The organism is Streptomyces sclerotialus (assembly GCF_040907265.1).
Classification (GTDB): domain Bacteria; phylum Actinomycetota; class Actinomycetes; order Streptomycetales; family Streptomycetaceae; genus Streptomyces; species Streptomyces sclerotialus.
The window spans coordinates 6372186-6396124 of record NZ_JBFOHP010000002.1 but is presented as its reverse complement, the minus strand read 5'-3'; the positions used below and the strand labels follow the sequence as shown (position 1 = coordinate 6396124).

Sequence of the window (23939 nt, the reverse complement as noted above, 5' to 3'; positions counted from 1 at the left end):
CCTCATTGCCCCACGGCTTCCGGCCATCGTGTAATCAGTGACCCAGGTCTCACCACCCCCGAACGGGGGGAAGCGGAGGTTGACGGGTGGAGAACGACGCGGAACGGAGCGGATCCGCGGAGGTCAGGGCGGCACTCCAGCGGCTGCGCAGGGCCAGCGGCCTGCCCGTGGCCTTCGGCGGCCTGCTCTCGGGCACGAACCGCTTCCGCATCGGCGAGACGACCGGTACCGCCACCACCGCGCTGCGCGGCCTGCACATCCACTCGGGCAACGGGCTGGGCGGCAAGGCCGCGGCCCGCTCCCGGCCCTTCGCCGTGACCGACTACCAGGCCTCCGTGGTGATCAGCCACGAGTACGACGCGGCGGTGGCGGCCGAGGGGCTGAAGTCCGTGCTGGCGGTGCCGGTGGTGGTGCGGCGGCGGGTGCGCGGCGTGCTGTACGGGGCACTGCGGCAGCCGCTGCAACTGGGCGACCGGCCGCTGTCCGCCGCGCTGGAGGCGGCCAGGGAGCTGGAGCAGGCGCTGGTGGTGCAGGACGAGGCGGAGCGGCTGCTGTCGGTGGCCCGGCAGCCGACGGCCGCCGACCCGGTGATGTGGGAAGAGGTCAGGGAGGCGCACAGCGCGCTGCGCACCCTGGCCCAGCGGGTCGGCGACCCGCTGCTGCGGCAGGAGATGCTGGCGGCCTGCGGCCGGCTCGCGGCGGCCTCGGGCGGATCCCGCGAGGACAGCACGGTGAGCCTGTCGCCGCGCGAGGTGGACGTGCTCTCCTGCGTGGCCTCCGGCGCGACGAACGCCGCGGTCGCCGAGCGGCTGGGGCTGCGCCCGGAGACGGTCAAGGGGTACCTGCGCTCCGCCATGCGCAAGCTGGGCGCCCACACCCGGCTGCAGGCCGTGGTCGAGGCCCGCCGGGCCGGGCTGCTGCCCTGACGCCCACCGCCGCGGGCCGCGCGGACACCACTCCCCCGGGGCTCCGGGCAGGCCACGGCCGCCATCCTGCGAGACGCTGGAGATGGTCGTCGGTCAGTGTGGCGTGAGTGAGGAGGGCCGCCCGTGTCAGGTCCCGCGACCGGGAGCGAGACTGCGTCCGTGGTGCTCGCCGGGCTGACGGCCGGCGTCTACGTCCAGGACGGCTTCGGCCGGATCTCCCTGGTGAACGCCAGGGCCGAGGAGCTGCTGCACCGCCCGGCCGCCGAGCTGCTGGGCGCCGACCCGCACGAGCTGCTGCACCGCAGACCGGACGGCACCCGGCTGCCGCGGCCGAACTGCCGTCTGCTGCAGGCGTTCCTGGCGGGCGAGAGCGTGTCCCTGGACGGCTGCCAGTGGTTCGCGCGCGGGGACGGGGAGCTGATCTGCGTCGGCGGGCTGTCCGTGCCGTACCACGTGGACGGGGCGCGGGACGGCGCCGTCGTGATCTTCTTCGAGCGGCCGCCGGAGGAGGAGCACGAGCCCGCCGACGCGGAGAACGTCGCGGCCCTCACCGACCTCGCCGACCGGCTGACCATGGTCGCCGAGACCACCGCGGTGCTCACCTCCACCCTGGACCTGGACGAATCGCTGAAGCGGCTCGTACGGCTGGTCGTGCCCCGATTGGCGGACTGGGCGGTGGTGGATCTGCTGGAGGAGCAGAACTCGCTGCGCCGGGTCGCCGTCGTGCACCACGTGAAAGGGCAGCACGTACGGGTCGACGAGCTGGCCGGCCCGATGCCGCCGGTGCTGGAGACGTCGCGGATGCCGCTGTCCAGCGTGCTGCGCGGGGCCGCGCCGCGGATCGTCTCGCCGGACGACTACGCGGGACCGCCGGACTCCGGCGTCGCCGTCCAGCAGCGCGAGATGTTCCAGGCGATCGGCATGCGGTCCGCGGTGATCGCGCCGCTGCGCGGGCCCGGCAAGGTGCTGGGCGCGCTGACCCTGGTCCGTACGGAGCAGCAGAAGCCGTTCGACGCCGCCGAGCTGGCGCTGGTCGACGACATCGCCCGCCGGGCCGGGCTCGCCGTGGACAACGCGCAGCTGTACGAGCGGCAGCGGCGGGTCGCCGAGACCATGCAGCGCCATCTGCTGCCGCCGCTCCCCCACCTCGAGGGCCTGGAGATGACGGTGCGTTACCACCCGGCGCCGCACGCCTCCCGGGTCGGCGGCGACTGGTACGACGTGTTCCGGCTGCCCGGCGGGGCGACGGCGCTGGTCATCGGGGACGTGGTGGGCCACGACCTGCAGGCGGCGGCCTGCATGGCGCAGGTACGCAACATGCTGCGCGCCTTCGCCTGGGAGCACACCGAGGCGCCGTCGGTCACCGTCGACCGGCTGGACCGGGCGATGGTGCACATCAGCGACGTCCAGCTGGCGACCATGATCCTCGCTCATGTCGAGCGGGACGGCGACTGGCGGCTGCGCTGGACCAACGCCGGGCATCCGCCGCCGCTGCTGGTCCACGACGACGGCCGGGTGTGCTTCCTGGAGCAGGACGCCGCCGACCTGGTACTCGGTACGGAGCTGTCGCCGGAGCGCACCGACTTCGTGCAGGCACTGCCGCCGCGCAGCACGGTCGTGCTCTACACCGACGGCCTGATCGAGGCGCGTGGCCTGCCGCTGAGCGAGGGCCTGGAGCAGCTGGCCGGCTTCGCCGCCGCGCTCGCCGACCACTCCCTGGACGAGTTCTGCGACCAGCTCATCAGCCGGGCCCTGTACGCCGCGAACGAGGACGACGTGGCCCTGCTGGCGCTGCGCGTACCCGGTGACTGAAGCCCCGGGCACGCGGTCGCCCGCGTGCCCGGGTACTACTGCGCCGAGGGCGCGGGCATGCCGAAGTCCAGTACTTCGTTGGCTTCCCGCTCGGTCTTCTCGGCGTACTCGCGCGCCTCGGTGGCGACGTCACCCTGCTCGGCGAGGAGCTGGTCGTAGATCGGGGTGAGGGGTCTGTCCGGCGAGTTCATCGTGCAGTGTTCCTTCGTTCTCGGACATGGCGACAGCCGCCCACGGATGGCGCGGACGGCCGGCCGCCGATCTTATCGTCCACTTACCGGCAGCGGCACCCGCTGTCTCAGGCAACGGAACCGATACGGCGTGCGGTGACCGACGTGTCGTGATGGATCGGGGTATGCGCACCGGTGAGGGGCACGCCCGTGCCCCCGCGCCGGGCGGCGACGATCTCGGCCGCGATCGACAGTGCGGTCTCCTCGGGCGTACGGGCGCCGAGGTCGAGGCCGATCGGGGAGCGGAGCCGGCCGGTCTCCAGGTCGGTCAGGCCCGCCTCGCGGAGGCGGCGCAGCCGGTCCAGGTGGGTGCGGCGGGAGCCCATGGCGCCGACGTAGGCGACGGGGAGCCGCAGGGCGCGCTCCAGCAGCGGTACGTCGAACTTGGCGTCGTGGGTGAGCACGCAGAGCACCGCGCGGGAGTCCAGCTCCTGGGTGTCGAGGTAGCGGTGCGGCCAGTCGACCACGATCTCGTCGGCGTCGGGGAAGCGCGCCTTGGTGGCGAAGACGGGCCGGGCGTCGCAGACGGTGACGTGGTACCCGAGGAACTTGCCGGCCCGCACCAGGGCTGCGGCGAAGTCGATGGCCCCGAAGACGAGCATTCGCGGGGGCGGCACGGACGACTCGACGAGCAGGGTCAGCGGGACGCCGCACTGGCTGCCGTCCGCGCCGATCTCCACGGTGGCCGTGCGGCCGGCGTCCAGCAGGGCACGGGCGTGCGCGACCGCGGTGCGGTCCAGCGCGGGGTGGCCGCCGAGGCTGCCGGTGTGGCTGCCGTCGGCGCGGACGAGGAGGGCGCGGCCGAGGAGTCCGGCCGGGCCGGAGACGATGCGCGCGAGGGCCGCCGCCTCGGCGGTGACGGCGGCGGCCACCGCGGCCACGAGCGTCCTGGAGGTGCTGTCCACCGGGGCCGGGGGGTCGTCCGGCCCCTCCGATGGCTCCAGGGCGCCCGCGCGTACCGGGGTGACGAGGATGTCGATGATGCCGCCGCAGGTCAGGCCGACCGCGAAGGCGTCCTCGTCGCTGTAGCCGAACTGCTCCAGGACCGGTTCGCCGGTCTCCAGGGCCTGTTGGCACAGCTCGTACACCGCGCCCTCCACGCAACCGCCGGAGACGGACCCGATCGCCGTGCCGTCGCGGTCGACGGCGAGGGCGGCGCCCGGTTGCCGGGGCGCGCTGCCGCCGACGCCCACCACGGTGGCCACGGCGAAGTCGCGTCCCTGCTCGACCCACCGGTTCAGCTCGTCGGCGATGTCCAGCATGTCCAGCTCCTTTTCTGCGAGGGCGCGGAGGGCCGATGCGGCCGCTCCGCCCGGGCACGGTGCCCGGCGCGGGTGGGCTGCCCTACCCGATGTCGTTGAAGGCGAAGTTGGCGATGAACACCAGCGAGAGGATCCACATCAGCGGACCCGGCTCGCGCCACTTGCCCTGCGCGAGCTTGATCGCGCAGTACGAGATGACGCCCACCGCCACACCGTTCACGATCGAGTACGTGAACGGCATGATCACCACGGTCAGGAAGACCGGGATCGCCACGGACCGGTCGCGCCAGTCCACGTGCCGTGCGTTCTGCATCATCATCGAACCGATGACGACCAGCGCGGCGGACGCGACCTGGGCGGGCACGATCTCCGCCAGCGGGGTGAAGAGCAGCGCCGCGCCGAAGAGCAGGCCGGTGACGGTGGCCGAGAGGCCGGTACGGGCTCCCTCGCCGACGCCGCTGGCGGACTCGATGAAGACGGTCTGGCCCGAGGCGCCGGAGACGCCGCCGATCGCGCCGCCCGCGCCGTCGATGAGCAGCGCCTTGTTCAGGCCCGGCATCCGGCCGAGGTGGTCGGCGAGCTTGGCCTCCTGGCCGACGGCGATGATCGTCGCCATGGCGTCGAAGAAGCCGGCCAGGACCAGGGTGAAGACGACCATCGCCACGGTGGTGGCGCCGAGCTCGGCGAAGCCGCCGAACTCGATCTTGCCGAACAGGCCGAAGTCGGGGGTGGAGACGACGGTGTCCGGGAGCTCCGGCGTGGCCAGGCCCCACTGCTTGTCGCCCAGCCCGAAGGCCGCGGTGACGATCAGCGAGAAGACGGTGCCGACGGCGATGCCGATCAGGATCGCGCCGGGCACGTTGCGGGCCAGCAGCATGAAGATGACGACGAGGGTGATGCAGAAGGCCAGGACGGGCCAGCCGGAGAGGTGGCCGTGCACGCCGAGGGTGACCGGCGCCGAGGCGTTGCCGATGCCGACGAACCCGGCCTTGACCAGGCCGATCATGGTGACGAAGAGCCCGATGCCGATGGTGATGGCGTGCTTGAGGCCGAGCGGGATCGCGTTCATGATCTTCTCGCGGAGACCGCTGATCACCAGGAGCATGATCACCACGCCGTAGATCACACACATGCCCATGGCCTGCGGCCAGGACATGTCGCTGATCACCTGGGTGCCGAGGACGCCCGAGACGCTCAGGCCGGCGGCGAGGGCCAGCGGCACCTTGCCGACGATGCCCATGAGCAGCGTCGCGAGGGCGGCCGCGAAGGCCGTCGCCGTGATCACGGCACTGGGGGCGAGCGTGCCGCCCACCGCGTCCTTGCCGCTGAGCAGGACGGGGTTGAGCAGGAGGATGTACGCCATCGCCATGAAGGTGGTGATGCCGCCGCGCAGCTCCCGGCCGAGGGTCGAGCCGCGCTCGGATATGTGGAAGTACCGGTCGAGCCACGACCGGCCGGCGGGCTGGCGCGTACCCGCGCCGGCGTCCTCCGCCGTGGTCGGCTCGATGGTGGGCTGGGTCATGGTGCCTATCTCCCAAGGTTCATAGGGGCACTCACAAGGGGGGAATTGTGAGATTTGGGATGGAGCGGGCCGCACGACCCGGGGGACGGCCCGAGACGAACGTTTTTCAGCCAGATGCGGCGCCGAGGACGGATCCTAGGAGGCGTGGCTGACGTGGGGGAAACTCCGGGCGGTACGAACCGCGGGAGGACGGACAGGACACCCCAAACCGTCCGCACCGCCCGGAGGACTCACGTGCCGGTGAGGTGTTCGGGCCGCACCGGCGTCTTCGTGAGTGCCAGACCGGTCGCCGCCCGGATCGCGGAGAGGACTGCCGGGGTCGACGACAGGGTCGGCGCCTCGCCGACGCCACGCAGCCCGTAAGGCGCGTGCTCATCGGCAAGTTCGAGGACATCCACCGGAATGGTGGGGGTGTCCAAAATCGTGGGGATCAGGTAGTCGGTGAACGAGGGGTTGCGTACCTTCGCGGTCTTCGGGTCGACGACGATCTCCTCCATGACCGCCACGCCCAGGCCCTGGGTGGTGCCGCCCTGGATCTGGCCGACGACGGACAGCGGGTTGAGCGCCTTGCCGACGTCCTGCGCGCACGCCAGCTCGATGACCTTGACCAGGCCGAGCTCGGTGTCGACCTCGACGACCGCGCGGTGCGCCGCGAAGGAGTACTGCACGTGGCCGTTGCCCTGGCCGGTCTTCAGATCGAACGCCTCGGTGGGGCGGTGCCGCCACTCCAGCTCGACCTCGACGGCCTCCTCGCCCAGGACGTCCACGAGGTCGGCGAGCACCTCGCCGCCGTCGGTGACGACCTTGCCGCCCTCCAGCAGCAGCTCGGCGGTGGCCCACGCCGGGTGGTACGTGCCGAACTTGAGCCGGCCCATCTGCAGGACCTGCTCGCGCACCGCCTCGCAGCTGTTCTTCACCGCGCCGCCGGTGACATAGGTCTGCCGGGAGGCGGAGGTGGAGCCGGCCGAGCCGACCTGGGTGTCGGCCGGCTGGATGGTGACCTGCTGGACGCCCAGCTCGGTACGGGCGATCTGCGCGTGGACGGTGACGCCGCCCTGGCCGACCTCGGCCATCGCGGTGTGCACGGTCGCGACCGGCTCACCGTTGATGACCTCCATGCGGACCCGCGCGGTGGAGTAGTCGTCGAAGCCCTCGGAGAAGCCGACGTTCTTGATGCCGACGGCGTAGCCGATGCCGCGGACGACGCCCTCACCGTGGGTGGTGTTGGACAGGCCGCCCGGCAGCGCGCGGACGTCGGCGCCCTCGGTGGTCTCCCACTGGTTCTCCGGCGGCAGCGGCATGGCCTTCACGCGGCGCAGCAGCTCGGCGACCGGCGCCGGCGAGTCGACGACCTGCCCGGTCGGCAGCAGCGTGCCCTGCTCCATGGCGTTGATCTGCCGGAGCTCGACGGGGTCCATGTCGAGCGCCTTGGCCAGCTTGTCCATCTGCGCCTCGTACGCGAAGCACGCCTGGACCGCGCCGAAGCCGCGCATGGCGCCGCACGGCGGGTTGTTCGTGTAGAGCGCGATGGCCTCGATGTCCACGTCGTCGACGGCGTACGGGCCGACGGCGAGCGAGGAGGCGTTGCCGACCACGGCCGGGGAGGCGGAGGCGTACGCGCCGCCGTCCAGCACGATCCGGCACTTCAGGTGGGTCAGCTTGCCGTCCTTGGTCGCGCCGTGCTCGTACCAGAGCTTGGCCGGGTGCCGGTGGACGTGCCCGAAGAAGGACTCGAACCGGTTGTAGACGATCTTCACGGGCTTGCCGGTACGGAGCGCCAGCAGGCAGCCGTGGATCTGCATCGAGATGTCCTCGCGGCCGCCGAAGGCGCCGCCGACACCGGAGAGCGTCATCCGGACCTTCTCCGGCGGCAGACCGAGGACGGGAGCGATCTGCTTCAGGTCGGAGTGCAGCCACTGGGTGGCGACGTAGAGGTCGACGCCGCCGTCCTCGGCCGGCACGGCGAGGCCGGACTCCGGGCCCAGGAACGCCTGGTCCTGCATGCCGAACTCGTACTCGCCGGTGACGATCACGTCAGCGCGCTCGGCGGCCTCGTCGGCGTCGCCGCGGACGATCGGCTGGCGGTGGACGATGTTCGGGTGCGGTACGTGGTCCGCGTGGTGGTCCTTGCGGCCCGGGTGGAGCAGCGGCGCGTCCTCGGCGGTGGCGCTGGCCTCGTCGGTGACGACCGGCAGCTCCGCGTAGTCGATCTTGATCTTGGCTGCGGCGCGCCGCGCGGTCTCCGGATGGTCGGCGGCGACCAGCGCGACCGGCTCGCCGTGGTGCCGCACCCGGCCGTTGGCCAGTACCGGGGTGTCCTGGATCTCCAGGCCGTAGTTCTTCACCGCGGTCGGCAGATCGTCATAGGTGAGGACCGCGTGGACACCGGCCTGGGCGAGCGCCTCGGAGGTGTCGATGGAGCGGATCTCGGCGTGCGCGACGGTGCTGCGCAGGGTGTAGCCCCACAGCATGTCCTCGTGCCACATGTCCGAGGAGTACGCGAACTCACCGGTGACCTTCAGGGTGCCGTCCGGGCGGAGCGTGGAGGCCCCGATGCCGGCCGGGGTGGTGCTGCCCTGGGTGAGCTTCGTCGGTGTCCGGGTGACTCCGGCCATGGTCAGGCCCCCGTTCCTGCGGTCTCGGTCTCGCCGCGGGCAGCCGCGAGGCGGACCGCGTCGAGGATCTTCTCGTAGCCCGTGCAGCGGCACAGGTTGCCCGACAGCGCCTCGCGGATGTCGGCGTCGGACGGCTGGGCGTTCCGCTCCAGCAGCTCGTCGGCGGCGACCAGCAGGCCCGGCGTGCAGAAGCCGCACTGCACGGCGCCCGCGTCGATGAAGGCCTGCTGGATCGGCGAGAGCCGTACCTGCTCACCCGCCTGGCTGTCGCCCGTACCGGTGGGCCTGGCGGCCCAGCCCTTGGCCTCGTCCAGCGTCGTGCCCTTGCCGCCGCAGACCCCCGTACCGCAGCCGGCGCGCTCGGCGCGCTGCTGGGCGAAGTCGGCCAGGCCCTCGACGGTGACCACGTCGCGGCCCTCGACCTGCCCGGCCGCGACCAGGCAGGAGCACACCGGCACCCCGTCCAGGCGGACCGTGCAGGAACCGCACTCGCCCTGCTCGCAGGCGTTCTTCGAACCCGGCAGGCCCATCCGCTCGCGGAGCACGTACAGCAGGCTCTCGCCTTCCCAGACGTCGTCGGCCGTCTGCTCGCGGCCGTTGACGGTGAACTTCACGCGCACTGTGCGCCTCCCTGTGCAGTGCGGCCGTTGCCGCGGTAGGACTCCCAGACCCAGCCGAGCGTGCGGCGGGCCATCACGCCGACCGCGTGCCGGCGGTACTTCGCGCTGCCGCGCACGTCGTCGATCGGGTTGCAGGCCCCGGTCGCCAGCTGGGCGAACTGCTTCGCCACGGACACCGGGACCGGCTCGCCGGACTCCCAGAGCCCGGCCTCCTCCAGCGCCGCGGCGAGGAAGGTCTCGGCCTCCTTGGCGCGTACCGGGGTGGGCGCCGCGGACCCGATGCCGGTCCGTACGGTCTTCGTCTCCGGGTGCAGCGCGATGCCGAACGCGCACACCGCGATGACCATGGCGTTGCGCGTGCCGACCTTGGAGAACTGCTGCGGCCCGGTGGCCTTCGGCAGGTGGACGGCGCGGATCAGCTCGTCCGGCGCCATGGCGTTGCGCTTCACGCCGACGTAGAACTCGTCGATGGGGATCATGCGGACGCCACGGGCCGCCGACTCCACCTCGACCTCGCCGCCGGAGGCCAGCAGCGCGGGGTGCGCGTCGCCCGCGGGGGACGCGGTGCCGAGGTTGCCGCCGACGCCGCCGCGGTTACGGATCTGCGGGGAGGCGACGGTGTGCGAGGCGAGCGCCAGGCCGGGCAGCTCGGTCCGCAGGTTCTCCATGATCTGCGTGTACGGCACGGAGGCACCCAGCCGGACGGTGTCCGCACCGACCTCCCACTCCCGCAGATCACCGATGCGGTTCAGATCCATCAGGTACTCGGGGCGGCGGTGGTCGAAGTTGATCTCGACCATCACGTCCGTGCCGCCCGCAATCGGCACAGCGGTGGGGTGCTCGGCCTTGACGGCGAGCGCCTCCTCCCAGCTGGCGGGGCGAAGGAAGTCCATGTGTGGCTCTCTTCTACGAAAATCGTGCCGTAATTACTACGGTCTTCGGTGTCAACGGGGCCTACGGCAACAGGAGCGCCGCCGAAGCCATCCGGCCGCCGTCCCTCGGGTTGTTCCTCTGCCGTTCACGCGATGTGACCCAGTACACGCGCCCGGCGGCTGCCCGGTGCAGTCACCGAAACCATGAAGCGGTTGGCTGGCCAGGGCACCCGTCTTGTAGATTCGAACGAAAAGCGGGGCGCGGCAACCTCGCGGTATTCCACCGGCAACACGAGACGGAAAGATCGGCGGGCGAAGGTCATGCGGCTCCGCGCACTTCTGGACACCGACTCCCTTGGCCTGCGGCTTCTCGGGGGCGAGGACGAACTGGACCGCACGGTGCGGGGTGTGATGACCACCGACCTGCGGGATCCCAGCCGCTACCTCTCCGGGGGCGAGCTGGTCCTCTCCGGCCTCGCCTGGCGGCGGGAGCCCGGGGACTCCGAGAATTTCGTCCGGATCCTTGCGACGGCCGGGGTGGCCGGGCTGGCGGCCGGCGAGGCGGAGCTCGGCTCCGTCCCCGAGGACCTGGTCCTGGCCTGCGCGCGGCACCGCCTGCCGCTCTTCTCCGTCTCCGAGGCGGTCTCCTTCGCCTCGATCACCGAGTACGTCGTACGGCAGGTCTCCGGCGAGCGCGCCGGCGACCTGGCCGCCGTCGTGGACCGGCACCGCCGCCTGATGACCTCGGGCCCGGCGGGCGGCGGCCCCGAGGTCGTCCTGGACCTCCTCGGCTCCGACCTCGACCTGCGCGCCTGGGTGCTCTCCCCCACCGGACGGCGGATCGCGGGCGCGGTGCCCGACGACGAGGCCGGGGGCGTCGGGGAGGCCGCGGCCGCCGCCCAGCTGGCGGGCGAGCACCTGGCGGCGGCCCGCAGCGGGCGCCGCAGCCCGCACCGCGTCCTGCTCGGCAACACCACCTACTCCCTCTTCCCCATCCGCAGCGGCGGCCGCGACCTGCGCGAGACCGTGCTCTCGGACTGGCTGCTGGCGGTCGAGGCCGACGCCGGTGACTGGCCGGCCGAACGGCTGGACCTGCTGCACGGCGTCACCCAGCTGATCGCCGTCGAGCGGGACCGGCGCGACGCGGCCCGTACGGTGCGCCGCCGGCTCGCCCAGGAGGTCCTGGAGCTCGTCCAGACCGGCGCCCCGCCCGCCGAGATCGCGGCCCGGCTGCGGGTCGCCGCGCCCGTGCTGCTGCCGGGCCTGGGCACCGCGCCGCACTGGCAGGTCGTGGTCGCACGCGTGGAGTGGGAGGGCGGCGACGTCCCCGGTGGCCCGGTCGCCCAGTCCCTCCTCGAAGAGATCCTGGTCGACCCCGGCAGCGCGGGCCCCGACCCGGCCGACCGAATCGCCGTGGCGCACACCGGGGACGAGGCGGTCGCGCTGGTACCGCTGCCCGCCCTGCACGACGACGACTCCGACGCCAAGACCGAGGGGCTGCACGCCGACGCGCTGCTCGCCGCGGTCCAGGAGCCGCTCTCCCGCGGGCTGGCCGACGACGGCCGGCTCACCCTCGGCGTCAGCGCCGCCGTCCACTCGGCGGAAGGCCTGCGCGGCGCCCTGGAGGAGGCCCGGCACGCCCGCCGGGTCGCGGCGGCCCGGCCCGGCCCGGTGTGCGCCGCCGGCCACGAGGAGCTGGCCTCGCACGTCCTGCTGCTGCCCTTCGTCCCCGACGACGTGCGCCGCGCCTTCACCGCCCGGCTGCTGGACCCGCTCCGGGACTACGACCGGCGGCACCGCGCCGAGCTGATCCCCACCCTGGAGGCGTTCCTCGACAGCGACGGCTCCTGGACCCGCTGCGCCGGCCGGCTCCACCTGCACGTCAACACCCTCCGCTACCGCGTCGGCCGCATCGAGCAGCTCACCGGCCGCGACCTGTCCCGCCTGGAGGACAAGCTGGACTTCTTCCTGGCCCTGCGGATGACGTGAGCCCGGTCCGGCAGGTGCCGCCCGGCCCGTGATCACGGCTCGATAAGGTTTTCCCATGGCAATGACGGACGGGCCGGAGGCGGCCGCCGAGCAGGGACCGGCGGAACCGGCGGCCCCCGCCTGGCAGGCCCCGAGCGAGGTCGAGCAGCAGCTGTACGACGCGAAGGCGCGCGGCGACTGGTCCGCGTACTTCGACGTACTGGCCCGCACCGAGCTGTTCATCGCCGACTCCCGGGCCGCGGCCGACGCGCACCCGGGGACGGTGCGCTTCCAGCCGTACTGGGACCAGCGGACCGGTACGCCCTGCCTGGCCGCGTTCACCATCGGCATGCTGCCCGCGCCCGCCCCCGACCCGGTCTTCTGGTGCGGCTCGCTGGACTGGTACGCGCGCAACTGGGAAGCGCACGACCCGCCGTGGCTGGCCGTCAACCCCGGCAGCCCGTGCGAAGCGTACTTCCCGACCTCGCCCGAGCACCGCGCCCTGTGGCAGCGGCACGCGGCGGCGGCCGCCGCCTCCGGGCAGGAGCAGATCAGGCTGCGCGCCCTGCACGTGGGCGGACCGCTGCACGGCCCGGTGGCGCACGGCCTCGCCTGCGGGGCGCTGCTGTTCGTCAACAACGGCGAGCCGTGGAACGCCATGGCGTACCACGGCGGCGGCTACTACCCCGCGAAGAAGCTGCTCGCCGACCACTGGGGCGTCACCGACCGGGCGACCTGGCAGCAGGCCCAGGAGCGGCTGACCGCCGCCGACATGGTCAGCGAGGTCTGGGAGTTCGCGCTCGCCGTACGGCGCTCGCTCGCACTGGACTTCGCGGGTGCCGTGAGCGTGGACCACTGGCGCAGCGTGGCCGAACGGGTACTGCGGCACAACGCCGAGAGGGGCGCCGAGGTCAAGCTCACCCCGGAGGGCGTGACGAAGACCGAGCCGCCCGGTGAGGCGGAGGTCGCCTCGCAGGTCGCGGGCGTGCAGCGGCTGATCGGCCGGATCGCGCGCTACGAGGCGCGGTTCCGCGCGGACGGTGTGCTGCCCGAGGGCAGGTTCGTCCGCTCCGTCGAGGCGTGGGACCACGGGCGCGCCTCGTGCATGGCCCGCTGGGGTCTCGGCGCGCGCTACTGCGACCTCCAGGAGGCGGAACAGGCCGTGCTGCACGCCGGCCGGGCGAGCCGGAACGCGTACCGCTCCTGGGAGGACTTCTCCGCCGGCTTCATCCTCGGCCGCTGCCTCCAGTTCGACGAGGAGGAGTTCGGCCACTGGTACGCGGACATGGTCACGGCGCACCGCATCCTCACCACCGACCCGGCCAGCCCGTGGCGGAACATCCCCTGGGAGTGACGCCCGGCCGCCGGTGACACCCGCGCTTCGACGCATGCGTCATCCGGCGCTCGTCCCGGCGCCCGCTGCCCGCCCCCCGATCCGGTGGTCCGGTCCCCGTCAGGCGTCCACCGGCGCGTCCGTCAGCGGGACCGGCTGACGGGATCACCGGACGGCGCGAACGGCAGGCAGCCGGCGCGTCCGCCGGGCCCGCCCCCGGATCATCCGATCGGGCGGCTTTCCCCCACCGCCGCGACCGCCACCGAAGCGCCAGGTCAGGGCATCCGGCCCCAGCTGCCCCCCGGTCACGCACCCCTCCCGACGGCCGCAATCGCCTCCGCCGGCGGCCTCGCTCCGCGCTGTACACGGTCCACGGGAGATTGTGAAATCATTCACCCAGCCCCTTGGCCCCACGCCGAAATTCGTGCTGAGATTCGCCCACTGCTTCCAGTCCAGCTCAAAGGTGCGCTCGGGGAGGGCAACGTGGCGGATACCGCCATGCCGGAATCTGCGGAAACCGACGGGTCGGAAGGATCTGTCGAACGACTGCCGGTGCCGGAGGCACCGGGGGCGGCAGTGCCGGCCGCCAGGACGGCCGACCGGACCGCCGACGGGGACGGCCCACTGGACCGGGCCGTATGGCGGCTCCGCTCCCGCGGCTGCTGGGAGGACGCGGCCGCACTGCTGGAACCACACGCCGCCGGGCACGCGCCCGCCGCGCTGCGCCGCGCCGCACTGCTCGTCGAGCGCTGCATGTTCACCTGTGCCGGCTGGGCCGAGGCCGAGGACGCCCTGCGGTACGCCGAGGCCCGCGCGGCCACCGACGACGAACGCGGCGACGCGGCCTGCGAACGCGGCCATCTCGCCTACGCGGCCACGGTCCTGGGCGTACGGGACCGCGCCGACGAGGCCAGGGCGGCACTCGGCCGCGCCGCCGCCCTGCTGCGCCCGGCAGCGCCGGGGCGCGCGCTGCTGGACTTCCGGCGCGGCCTGATGGCCGAGCACCTCGCCGACAGCCCGCAGTCGGCCCGCGCCGCCTACCGCCGCGCACACGCCGCCGCCACCGCGCACGACGACCTGCTGCTGCTCTCCTTCACCTGGCGCCACCTGGCCGGACTCGCCCTTCGCGACGGGGAGTTGGCCGAGGCCCGGCACGGCTTCGCCGAATCCCTCCGCATCCGCGAGGAACTGGGCTACCTCATCGGCACGGCCCCGGCCCTCGCCGCCCTCGCCGACGCCGCCCCCGAAGAGGAAGCCCCCCGCCTCCGCGCCGAAGCCGCCCGCCTCTTCCGCCTCATGGACGGCATCCCCACCTGGCTCGCCGACCACCTGCCGACGGCGGCCTGAAGCAGCACCCCGAGGACCCGGCCGGGTCCGGGAGGACGCGGCCGGCGCGCGGCCCGCGCAGAGGGGACCACGGAGCGCCGTTCGTGGCTCAGTGGAGGAAGCGGGTGCCTGTGAGGTGGTCGCGGGTGATGCGTTCGGCGAGGGGGTGGTCCTGGGCGCCGAGGGCGTCGAGGAGGGCCATGTGGTCGGCGGCGTCGGCCAGGAGGTCGGCGACGCCCACCGCCGCGCCGCCGCAGGGCCAGGCCGTACGGCGGTGCAGGTCGTCGGCGACGAGGGGCAGCTGGCGGTTGCCGGTCAGGGCGAGGAGGGCGCGGTGGAAGGCGCGGTCCGCCTCCGCGTACGCCACGCAGTCGCCGTGGCCCGCGGCCGTGACGGTCGCGGCGGCCAGTGGGCGCAGCTCCTCCCAGCGTTCGGCGGGCAGCGTGCGGGCCAGCCGCAGGACGGCCGGCACCTCCAGCATGGCCCGCACCTCGGCCAGCTCGGCGAGGTCGCGGGGGGTGCGTTCGGCGACCCGGAAGCCGCGGTTGGGGACGACCTCGACCGCGCCTTCGACGGCGAGCTGCTGCATCGCCTCGCGTACCGGGGTCGGTGACACGCCGAAACTCTCGGCGAGCGCGGGCGCGGAGTAGACGGCGCCGGGCGCCAGCTCGCCGGAGAGCAGGGAGTCCCGCAGCGCCGCGAGGACCTGCGCGCGGACGGAGTGCCGCTGCGGCTTGCGTACGGGCGCGGCGGGGGCCGGCCCGGCCACGGCGTGGGTCAGGGCGGCGGGCTCGGCGTCCGCGCGCGTGCCGACGCCCGGCGCCGGTGCGGCCGGTACCCGCTGTGCGCCGTCCGCGTCGGCCGGGTGGCGGCCGCGTACGGCCTCGGCGTGCCCCTGGGCGGGCACGCGGGCGCGTATCCGCGAGGGCTGCTCCGCCGCGCGCTGCTCCATGGGGTACCTCCTGACGTCCTTGTGCACCATAGGCGGCCCCCGCCGCAGGTCAAACCCCGGAGTCTTCCGCTAAGGTAAGCCTTACCTGCCAACGACAGCGATTCGGTGGTCCCCCGCATGTCTTCTTCCGCGCTCGCCGCCCCGCCGTCCCCTTCCCCCGTGACCAGCTCCTATGCCCGGCTCACCGAGGTGTTCCCCCATCTGCGGATCACCGAGCTCGGCCCGGAGGACAGGGACCCGACGGGCGGCGGCTGGCTCAGCGCGGCGGAGCTGGCGGCCGGCGGCGAGGCCCTGGAGACCTTCCTCGCCTGGGACGGCGCGCAGGTGGTCGAGAACTACGGCAAGCAGGCCCGGCCCGACGTGGTCGCCGGCTTCGGTCTGCACCGCTACGCCTGGCCGGCCTGCCTGTTGATCACCATGCCGTGGTTCCTGCACCGCAGGGTGCCGCGGCTGCCCGCCGGCGCCGTCTTCTTCCCGCGCGAGCTGGGCCGCACGGCCGTACGGATCACGACCTTCGCGTGCCTGCCCGGGGACCCGGCGGCCGCGCTGCCGGGCGCCGTGGTCGTGGCCGACGAGGAGGCGCTGCGCGCCGAGGTGCGGGCCGCGGTCGCCGAGCACCTCGGGCCCGTACTGGACGGCTTCCGCACCCGTGTGCGGCGCGGTCCGCGCGCCCTGTGGGGCATGGCGACGGACGAGATCGTCGAGGGCCTGTGGTACCTGGGCCATCTGCTCGGCGAGGAGCCGCGCGCGGTGGCCGAAGTGGAGCGGCTGCTGCCGGGCGCGACGACTCCGTACGTCGGCGGCGCCGGCTTCCGCGAGCTGACCGGGCCGGCCGGGGAGTCCCTGCAGACCCGGGACCGCGCGAGCTGCTGCATGTTCTACACGGTGCGCCCGGAGGACACCTGCGTCACCTGCCCGCGCACCTGCGACGCGGACCGGATCGCGCGCCTCACCGCGAGCGCCTGACGGAAACCACCCACCACGCCCGTCACCCGATCGGGTGGCGGTAATCGAACTCAACTGCCGCTCATCTCAAGGGTGTACGAACAGTTTGCCCCTCCCGGCGGCCCACCGCGCCCCCTTGGCGTTCTCTTGCCCCGAAAGCCCCTGCGGAACCAGCCGGCTCCGCCAGGATGTCGCGCGAAAACGCGTACCGCGATGCAAGGGGTCCCAGATGGCAATGACGGACATATCGCTGGACTGGCTCGTCCCGGGAGCCCTGCTGCTCATCGGCGTCTCGGGGGCCGTGGCGGTGGTCCTGCGCGGCAAGCGCGGCGCGGAGAAGGCGGGGGCCGACGACTCCTGGGAACGCAGCGAGGAGCGGCGGCGCCGCAAGGAGGCGGTCTACGGCTCGGCGTCCTACCTGCTGCTCTTCTGCTGCGCCGCGGTGGCCGCCGCGCTCTCCTTCCACGGCCTGGTCGGCTTCGGCCGGCAGAACCTCGACCTCTCCGGGGGCTGGGAGTACCTGGTCCCGTTCGGCCTGGACGGCGCCGCGATGTTCTGCTCCGTACTGGCCGTGCGCGAGGCCAGCCACGGTGACGCGGCGCTCGGCTCCCGGATGCTGGTGTGGACGTTCGCGGGCGCGGCCGCGTGGTTCAACTGGGTGCACGCGCCGCGCGGCCTGGACCACGCGGGGGCGCCGCAGTTCTTCGCGGGCATGTCGCTGTCGGCCGCGGTCCTCTTCGACCGCGCGCTGAAGCAGACCCGCCGGGCGGCGCTGCGCGAGCAGGGCCTGGTGCCCCGGCCGCTGCCGCAGATCCGGATGGTACGCTGGCTGCGCGCCCCGCGCGAGACCTTCGCCGCCTGGTCGCTGATGCTGCTGGAGGGCGTACGGAGCCTGGACGAGGCGGTCGAGGAGGTACGCGAGGACCGTCGCGAGCGGGAGCGGACCCGGCGGCGCCGGCGCGAGCACCGGAAGCTGGACCGGGCCCGGGTACGGGCGCTGAACCGGCAGCACCGCTGGGGCCGCGGCGCCCGGCAGGTACCGGCGGTGGAGACCGGGCGGCCCGTGGCACAGCAGTCCGAGGCGCCGGCCATCGAGGGCCAGGCGATAGGCGCTCCGGCGGCCGGGGGCCGGAGCACCGAGGGCCCCGCACTCGACGGCCGCACGGTCGAGGCCGACGCCGCCGCCGGCACCCGGTCGGGGCTCCGCCCCACGCTGAAGGCCGTGACCGGCCGCGCCGGCGGCTCCGAGGGGCACGGCCGCCGGACCGTGGACCTCACCGCCGAGGACGACACGCAGACGATCCCGCGGCTGGATTCCCTGGAGGAGAAGCTCGCCGAGATCGAGCGGCAGTTCGGCTGAGCGGACCGGAAGCGCGATGCGGCGGGCCGTCCCCGAGGGGGCGGCCCGCCGTTCGTCGACCGTGCCGGGCACCGGCCCTCAGGCCGTGGTGCCGCCCAGTTCGAACCACACGCTCTTGCCGACCCCGTGCATCCGTATGCCCCAGGAGTCGGCGAGCGAGCGGACCAGCATGAGTCCTCTCCCCGAAGTGCCTTCGGTGGTCGGTCTGCGGGACAGTGGCCGCCGGGACACGAAGTCCCGTACCTCCACCCGCAGGCGGTCGGTCACCGTGGCGGTCACCACGGCGCCCCGGTCGGTGTGCACCAGAGCGTTGGTCACCAGCTCGCTGATGAGCAGCTCGGCGATGTCCGACCTGCCGGTCTCCCCCCAGTGGAGCAGCAGTTGGCGCAGGTCCTTGCGGACGTCCGCCACCGCCGTGAGGTCGGCGCGGCGCAGCCGCGCCGGATGGCCCTCGGCCGCTGCCCCTCGGTCCATGTGTCGATACGGCCGTCGACAGGTCCGGTGATCGGCCCGTCGACCCGTCCGTGCAGTTGCTCGCCCCGTACAGGCTGACGCTTCATCCTCCCCGCCCCGAGCGTTTCCGTGTCCCCGATCTTCCGGACAACCTCACGGCGATCCATGCCCAACGGGTTGCTTTCCAAGCTTCGCCCCATGCTTCCGCATATGCCATGCGATGCCCGGTTGGTACCGACCAAGGACCGGCCGGGCGGTCATGACAAGGGCGGGAGGACGGCTGTGGCGCCGCCGTCCGTAGGGCGAATTCGTTCCCGCTGCCGACCGGTCCGCTGCGCAGCCGGTGCGCCACTTCCCGGTGGAGCCGTCGAGACGGCGGGTACGCCGAGCGGCCCGGTGCGACTACGTCCCGCGTCCGGCCGACTACGTCGGGTCGGCGCACGCCGGAAGCTCCTGACCGCTCCCGCCGACGCCGGGCACAGGTGCGGGGCATGTGCCCGGCTGCGCGGTGACGACTCACATGCGCGGGATGTTGCGGAGGTTGGACCGGGCCATCTGCACCATCCGGCCCACTCCGCCGTCCAGCACGATCTTGCCCGCGGAGAGCGCGAATCCGGTCACCATGTCCGCGCTGATCTTCGGCGGGATGGACAGCGCGTTCGGGTCGGTGACGACGTCGACGAGCGCGGGACCGTTGTGCTTGAAGGCGTCCCGCAGCGCGCCCCGCAACTGCTTGGGCTTCTCCACCCGGACGCCGTACGCGCCCGCCGCCCTGGCGATGGCGGCGAAGTCGGGGTTGTGGTTGTCGGTGCCGTACGAAGGCAGCCCGGCCACCAGCATCTCCAGCTCGACCATGCCGAGCGAGGAGTTGTTGAACAGCACGACCTTCACCGGCAGCTTGTGCTGCACCAGGGTGAGGAAGTCGCCCATGAGCATGGAGAATCCGCCGTCGCCCGACATCGAGACGACCTGCCGCCGGCGGTCGGTCAGCTGCGCGCCGATGGCCTGCGGCAGCGCGTTGGCCATCGAGCCGTGGGTGAACGAACCGATGACGCGGCGGCGCCCGTTGGGCGTGAGGTAGCGGGCCGCCCAGACGTTGCACATTCCCGTGTCGACCGTGAAGACCGCGTCGTCGGACGCCTCCTCGTCCAGCACGGAGGCGACGAACTCGGGGTGGATCGGCACGTGCTTGTCGACCTTGCGGGTGTAGGCCTTCACCACCCCCTCCAGCGCGTCGGCGTGCTTCTTCAGCATCCGGTCCAGGAACCGGCGGCTCTTCTTCTCCGCGACCAGCGGGGTCAGGCAGCGCAGCGTCTCGCGGACGTCGCCCCAGACGGCCAGGTCCAGCGTGGAACGGCGGCCGAGGTGCTCGGCGCGCACGTCCACCTGCACGATCGGCACGTCCTTCGGCAGGAAGGCGTTGTACGGGAAGTCCGTGCCGAGCAGGATCAGCAGATCGCACTCGTGCGTGGCTTCGTAGGCGGCGCCGTACCCGAGCAGACCGCTCATGCCCACGTCGTACGGATTGTCGTACTGGATCCACTCCTTGCCGCGCAGGGCGTGCCCGACCGGCGACTTGATCTTCTCGGCCAGTTCCATGACCTCGGCGTGCGCGCCCGCCGTACCGCTGCCGCAGAACAGCGTCACCTTGCCGGCCTGGTCGATCATGCGGGCCAGCTGTGCGATCTCGGCGTCGCCCGGCCGTACGGTCGGCCGTGAGGTGACGAGCGCGTGCTCCTCGGCGCGCTCGGGGGCGGCTCGCCCGCGATGTCGCCGGGCAGCGCGACCACCGAGACGCCGCTGCGGCCCACCGCGTGCTGGATCGCGGTCTGCAGGACGCGCGGCATCTGGCGGGTGTGGGAGATCAGCTCGCAGTAGTGGCTGCACTCCTGGAAGAGCTGGTCGGGGTGGGTCTCCTGGAAGAAGCCGGTACCGATCTCGCTGGAGGGGATGTGCGAGGCCAGGGCCAGGACGGGGGCCATCGAACGGTGTGCGTCGAACAGGCCGTTGATCAGGTGGAGGTTGCCCGGGCCGCAGGACCCGGCGCAGGCCGCGAGCCGGCCGGTGATCTGGGCCTCGGCCCCGGCCGCGAACGCCGCGACCTCCTCGTGCCGGACCTGCACCCATTCGACGGCAGAGGTGCGGCGGATGGCGTCGACGACCGGGTTCAGGCTGTCGCCGACGACGCCGTAGAGCCGCTTGACCCCGGCCCGCGCCAGGATGTCGACGAACTGCTCGGCCACGGTCTGCTTCGCCATCGCGCGCACGCCCTTCGGGTGGGGATCAGTGGCTCGCGCCGCCGCCGGGCGTTTTGCCCGGCTTCGCGGCATCGGTTCGGTTCTACCACTCCACCCGGGGCGGCCCCGGAAGGCGTGCTGCGGGGCGGGCACCGGCGTACCCCGGCCCGCCCCGTCAGCTGTCCCAGACGGCCGCTGCCGTACGGTCCTTCGCGTACCCCTTGATGCGCAGCTGGGCGTCGGCCAGGAAGGCGGCCAGGCCCGGCGGCTCGGTCTCGGCCCACCGCCCGGCCAGCCGCGCGGCGAAGTCGGGCGCCTCGCGCAGCGGCTCGGCCAGGCCCGCGCTGCACAGCAGGAGGGTGTCGCCGGAGCGGGCCACGGAGGCCCGGAAACGGAACCCAGCGCCGACGGCTTCGCGGGCGTCCGGCTGCTCGGCGGCGTCGGCGGCCCCGGCGAGGCCCAGGTCCATGGTCGGCTCCGGACCGGCGACGCCGAGGTCCATCGTCGGCTCCGGGTCGGCGAGACCGCGCTGCGCCGGAATGCCGGGCGGCGGCGCGCCGTACCCGACGACCGGTCCGCCGGCCGTCCGCTCCGGCGGCAGCGGCTCCAGGTCCTGCCAGACGCCGTCCCGCAGCCGGAAGAGGCCACCTCCGCCGAGGCCGAAGAAGACCCGGGTACGGCAGGCGGGATCGGCGGGCAGCAGCAGGCAGCGCAGCGAGGCGGTGTAGTCGCGCGGTTCCAGGCCCAGCTCGGCGGCGCGGGCCCGCAGCCGGCCGTACCCCCGGTCGGTGAGCCGCTGCAGCCCGGACTTGAGGGCCCCGCGGTGTCCGCTGCGGATGTCGTCGGCCAGCCGGGCGCTGGAGCGGCCGACGGCGGCGCCGATCCAGTGGCAGGCGTCCCGCGCCGCGCGGTGGCCCTCGGGCGAGCGTGGCGCGCCGGAGGCGACGGCCACCAGGATCAGGGTCTGCCGGCCCGCGCCGAAGCGGGCGGTGAGCAGGGCGTCCCGGCGCGGGTCGCCGCGGTACCGGGCGGAGTCGCCGCGTACGGAGACGGCGCGCACCGTGAGCGTGCCGTACTGCGCGCCGTCCAGCTCGGTGTCCGGCACCAGCCCGGCGAGGTCGGCCGGGTCGGCCGCGGGCAGCGCGACCGGCTCGGACGCGTACGTGGGCGGCCGGTCCCCGACGAACTCCACGGCGGGCGCGGGGCCGGGCGGGGGAGGCGCGGCGGGCGGCGGCTGCGCGACCCGTCCGGCACCGGTCGCGCGGACCGTGCGCAGGGCGGAGTCGACCCGGTCGTCGAGCGAGTCGCGCGCGGCCGAGGGCCCCGCGTCGGCGGGCTTCCCGTCACCCGCTCCGTACAGCTCGCGCCACCAGTCGTCCTCATGTCCGCGGGTGTCCCCCTGCTGGCTCATGCCCCGTATTGTCCACGGACGGCCGGGCGGGAAACAGAGCACGAAAGGGTGCTCGACGACGTGTCAGCCGAGCGCGGCGCCGCCCTCCAGGGACAGCAGCGCGCGCTTGCGGTCCAGGCCGCCCGCGTAGCCGGTGAGGGAGCCGTCGGCGCCGATGACGCGGTGGCAGGGGCGCAGGACCAGCAGCGGGTTGGCGCCGATCGCGGTGCCGACGGCCCGGACGGCGGGCCGGGTGGCACCGATGCGGCGGGCGACCTCGCCGTAACTGACGGTCTCGCCGTACGGAACGCCGTCCAGCGCCGCCCAGACGCGCTCACGGAAGGCCGTGCCGCGCGCGGCCAGCGACAGGCCGAACTCCCGGCGCTCGCCGGCGAAGTACTCCGTCAGCTGCCGCTCCGCCTCGGTGAAGGCGGCCGGTTCACGGATCCAGTCCGCCGCGGGCACGACGCCGCCCTTCTGGTCAGGCACGGAGAGCGCGGTCAGCACCGTGCCGCCGGGGGCGTCGGCCGACGGCTCGCCCACGAGGGTCAGCCGGCCGAGCGGACTGTCGAGCAGTGTGTAGAGCGGCATGGTCGCCGGTGTCCTTCGGGTCGTGGTCCTCGGAGTGGTGGGCGGCACCGGCCCTGGGGCCCGCGTGCCGGAGGTACTGCAGGGCGTACGAGCGCCACGGCCGCCGGTGCTCGGCGCCGGGGCCGGCGTCCGGTCCCACGTCGGGGTCGCCCAGCGCGCGCCTCCTGATGACCGCGGCGGCGGCCGGGCCGACGCCGGGGAGCGCGGCGAGGGCGCGTTCGGCGGCGTCCCGGTCCGCGCCCGCCGCGAGGTCGACCGTGCCGTCGGCGAGCGCGGCGCAGAGCGCCCGCAGCCCCTCGTCCAGGTCGGCGCCGGACAGCTCCTGGGGTGTCGGGAAGAGGTGGGTGAGGGTGCCGTCGGGCGCGTCCAGGGGCTTGCCGTACGCCCGCACGAGGGCGGCGGCGCGCTCCGGTGGCCCGCCGAGCACGGTCCGTACCGCCAGCTCGGCGGGGTCGGCCGCGCCCGGCGAGCGCAGCCCGGGGCGGGCGGCGACCAGCGGCCGCAGCAGCGGGTCGGCCGACAGCCGCGCTGCGACCGCGTACGGATCGGCGTCCAGGTCGAACAGGCGGCGCAGCCGCTGGCTCGCGGTCGGCAGGTCACGCAGGTCGGTGAGGTGCAGCCGGCAGTCGAGCCAGCCGGAGGCGGCCGGTCCGCCGGGCCTGCCGGGCCGCTCGCCGACCTCGGCGACGGCGGTGCCGTACGTCAGGCGCAGGGTACGGCGGTACGTACGGGTGCCGGGCGCGCCGGTGATCTCCTCGATGCCGGGTACGGCCGCTTCCTGGAGGTCGTCGAAGAGCTCCCGGGCGGCGTAGGGGCCGCGGAAGGCCAGCCGCAGCGGGATGCCGCCGGGGGTACCGCCGTCGCGCGCCGTACGGGCCGCGGCCGTGCGGCCGCGGGCGGCGGCGCGCAGCGCACTGGGCGTGCTGCCGTAGATCTCCCGCATCGTGGCGTTGAACTGGCGGATGCTGGCGAACCCGGCGGCGAAGGCCAGCTCCGTGACCGGCAGCGCCGTGGTCTGCAGCAGGATGCGGGCGGTGTGCGCGCGGCGGGCGCGGGCCAGGGCGACCGGGCCCGCGCCCAGCTCGGCGGTGAGCTGGCGCTGCACCTGCCGGGCGCTGTAGCCGAGCCGGTCGGCGAGGCCGCCGACGCCCTCGCGGTCGACGACACCGTCGTCGATGAAGCGCATCGCGCGGCCCACCGGGTCGGCCCGGACGTTCCAGTCCGCCGAGCCGGGGACGGCGTCCGGGCGGCAGCGGCGGCAGGCCCGGAAGCCCGCGCCCTGGGCGGCGGCAGCGGACGGGTAGAACCGTACGTTGACGCGCTTCGGGGTGACCGCCGGGCAGCTCGGGCGGCAGTAGATCCCGGTCGTCACCACGGCGAAGAAGAATTCTCCGTCGAAGCGCGCGTCCCGGCTCGCCACCGCCTCGTACCTGCTGCTTTCGTCCTTCACACCGTCCAGTGTGCGGGATCGCGGCGGCCGCTTCCGGCGGGAATCGGACATGGCGTTCGGGCCGCCCGCGCGCGA

Annotated in this window: 18 protein-coding genes and 1 pseudogene; 7 read left to right on the top strand and 12 right to left on the bottom strand. The window is 73.9% G+C overall.

Features of this window, described 5'->3' with window-relative positions:
• Positions 1-86: 86 nt before the first annotated feature.
• Positions 87-926 carry a LuxR C-terminal-related transcriptional regulator gene (locus AAC944_RS28230; protein ID WP_030622025.1) on the top strand — a complete coding sequence of 280 codons (840 nt, stop codon included), beginning with the start codon at positions 87-89 and terminating at the stop codon, positions 924-926.
• Between the two features lie 123 nt (positions 927-1049).
• Positions 1050-2738 (top strand): SpoIIE family protein phosphatase, encoded by a 1689-nt coding sequence (locus AAC944_RS28225; protein ID WP_051872250.1) that lies wholly within the window; start codon positions 1050-1052, stop codon positions 2736-2738.
• 35 nt (positions 2739-2773) lie between these two features.
• On the opposite strand, the gene AAC944_RS28220 is transcribed toward AAC944_RS28225, so the two are convergent.
• The 6 genes from AAC944_RS28220 to AAC944_RS28195 form a co-directional block, all read right to left on the bottom strand.
• The gene (locus AAC944_RS28220) at positions 2774-2929 is read right to left on the bottom strand and encodes a hypothetical protein (protein WP_196943242.1); all 156 of its coding nucleotides are present in this window, start codon (positions 2927-2929) and stop codon (positions 2774-2776) included.
• Between the two features lie 107 nt (positions 2930-3036).
• Positions 3037-4230, bottom strand: a complete 1194-nt coding sequence (locus AAC944_RS28215; protein WP_030622022.1) for an XdhC family protein — start codon at positions 4228-4230, stop codon at positions 3037-3039.
• Positions 4231-4312: 82 nt separating this feature from the next.
• Positions 4313-5752: an NCS2 family permease gene (locus AAC944_RS28210; protein WP_030622021.1), complete on the bottom strand. Its 1440-nt coding sequence runs from the start codon at positions 5750-5752 to the stop codon at positions 4313-4315.
• A 230-nt stretch (positions 5753-5982) separates the two neighbouring features.
• The gene (locus AAC944_RS28205) at positions 5983-8367 is read right to left on the bottom strand and encodes a xanthine dehydrogenase family protein molybdopterin-binding subunit (RefSeq protein ID WP_030622019.1); all 2385 of its coding nucleotides are present in this window, start codon (positions 8365-8367) and stop codon (positions 5983-5985) included.
• Between the two features lie 2 nt (positions 8368-8369).
• Entirely contained in the window at positions 8370-8987 is a 618-nt protein-coding gene (locus AAC944_RS28200) for a (2Fe-2S)-binding protein (RefSeq protein ID WP_030622017.1), read from the bottom strand.
• Positions 8978-9880, bottom strand: a complete 903-nt coding sequence (locus AAC944_RS28195; RefSeq protein ID WP_030622016.1) for an FAD binding domain-containing protein — start codon at positions 9878-9880, stop codon at positions 8978-8980. The genes AAC944_RS28200 and AAC944_RS28195 overlap by 10 nt, the downstream gene beginning before the upstream one ends.
• A gap of 300 nt (positions 9881-10180) precedes the next feature.
• Here AAC944_RS28195 and AAC944_RS28190 point away from each other — a divergent pair, with 300 nt between their 5' ends.
• The 3 genes from AAC944_RS28190 to AAC944_RS28180 all read left to right on the top strand — a co-directional run bounded on the left by AAC944_RS28190 (position 10181) and on the right by AAC944_RS28180 (position 14507).
• A complete protein-coding gene (locus AAC944_RS28190; protein WP_030622015.1) occupies positions 10181-11848 on the top strand; it encodes a PucR family transcriptional regulator in 1668 nt (555 codons plus the stop codon).
• Between the two features lie 61 nt (positions 11849-11909).
• The gene (locus tag AAC944_RS28185; protein WP_037773106.1) at positions 11910-13181 is read left to right on the top strand and encodes a DUF1266 domain-containing protein; all 1272 of its coding nucleotides are present in this window, start codon (positions 11910-11912) and stop codon (positions 13179-13181) included.
• A 531-nt stretch (positions 13182-13712) separates the two neighbouring features.
• The gene (locus AAC944_RS28180) at positions 13713-14507 is read left to right on the top strand and encodes a hypothetical protein (RefSeq protein WP_438272762.1); all 795 of its coding nucleotides are present in this window, start codon (positions 13713-13715) and stop codon (positions 14505-14507) included.
• An 88-nt stretch (positions 14508-14595) separates the two neighbouring features.
• On the opposite strand, the gene AAC944_RS28175 is transcribed toward AAC944_RS28180, so the two are convergent.
• A complete protein-coding gene (locus AAC944_RS28175; protein ID WP_030622011.1) occupies positions 14596-15438 on the bottom strand; it encodes a GntR family transcriptional regulator in 843 nt (280 codons plus the stop codon).
• 117 nt (positions 15439-15555) lie between these two features.
• Between AAC944_RS28175 and AAC944_RS28170 the strand changes: the two genes are divergently transcribed.
• Both AAC944_RS28170 and AAC944_RS28165 read left to right on the top strand, forming a co-directional pair.
• Complete coding sequence (locus AAC944_RS28170; protein WP_030622009.1) at positions 15556-16404, top strand: (2Fe-2S)-binding protein; 849 nt, start codon at positions 15556-15558, stop codon at positions 16402-16404.
• 208 nt (positions 16405-16612) lie between these two features.
• Positions 16613-17743, top strand: a complete 1131-nt coding sequence (locus AAC944_RS28165; RefSeq protein WP_030622007.1) for a DUF2637 domain-containing protein — start codon at positions 16613-16615, stop codon at positions 17741-17743.
• A gap of 78 nt (positions 17744-17821) precedes the next feature.
• Here AAC944_RS28165 and AAC944_RS28160 read toward each other — a convergent pair whose 3' ends face one another.
• The 5 genes and pseudogenes from AAC944_RS28160 to AAC944_RS28140 form a co-directional block, all read right to left on the bottom strand.
• A complete protein-coding gene (locus AAC944_RS28160; protein WP_368396477.1) occupies positions 17822-18217 on the bottom strand; it encodes an ATP-binding protein in 396 nt (131 codons plus the stop codon).
• 495 nt (positions 18218-18712) lie between these two features.
• Positions 18713-20454, bottom strand: a pseudogene (locus AAC944_RS28155) (pyruvate dehydrogenase).
• Between the two features lie 154 nt (positions 20455-20608).
• On the bottom strand, positions 20609-21844 hold the full coding sequence (locus AAC944_RS28150; RefSeq protein WP_030622003.1) for a protein phosphatase 2C domain-containing protein: 1236 nt from the start codon (positions 21842-21844) through the stop codon (positions 20609-20611).
• 63 nt (positions 21845-21907) lie between these two features.
• Positions 21908-22414, bottom strand: a complete 507-nt coding sequence (locus tag AAC944_RS28145) for a methylated-DNA--[protein]-cysteine S-methyltransferase (RefSeq protein WP_030622045.1) — start codon at positions 22412-22414, stop codon at positions 21908-21910.
• Positions 22305-23915, bottom strand: coding sequence for a DNA-3-methyladenine glycosylase 2 family protein (locus AAC944_RS28140; protein WP_078888873.1), 1611 nt, complete (start codon positions 23913-23915; stop codon positions 22305-22307). The genes AAC944_RS28145 and AAC944_RS28140 overlap by 110 nt, the downstream gene beginning before the upstream one ends.
• Between the last annotated feature and the right edge of the window lie 24 nt (positions 23916-23939).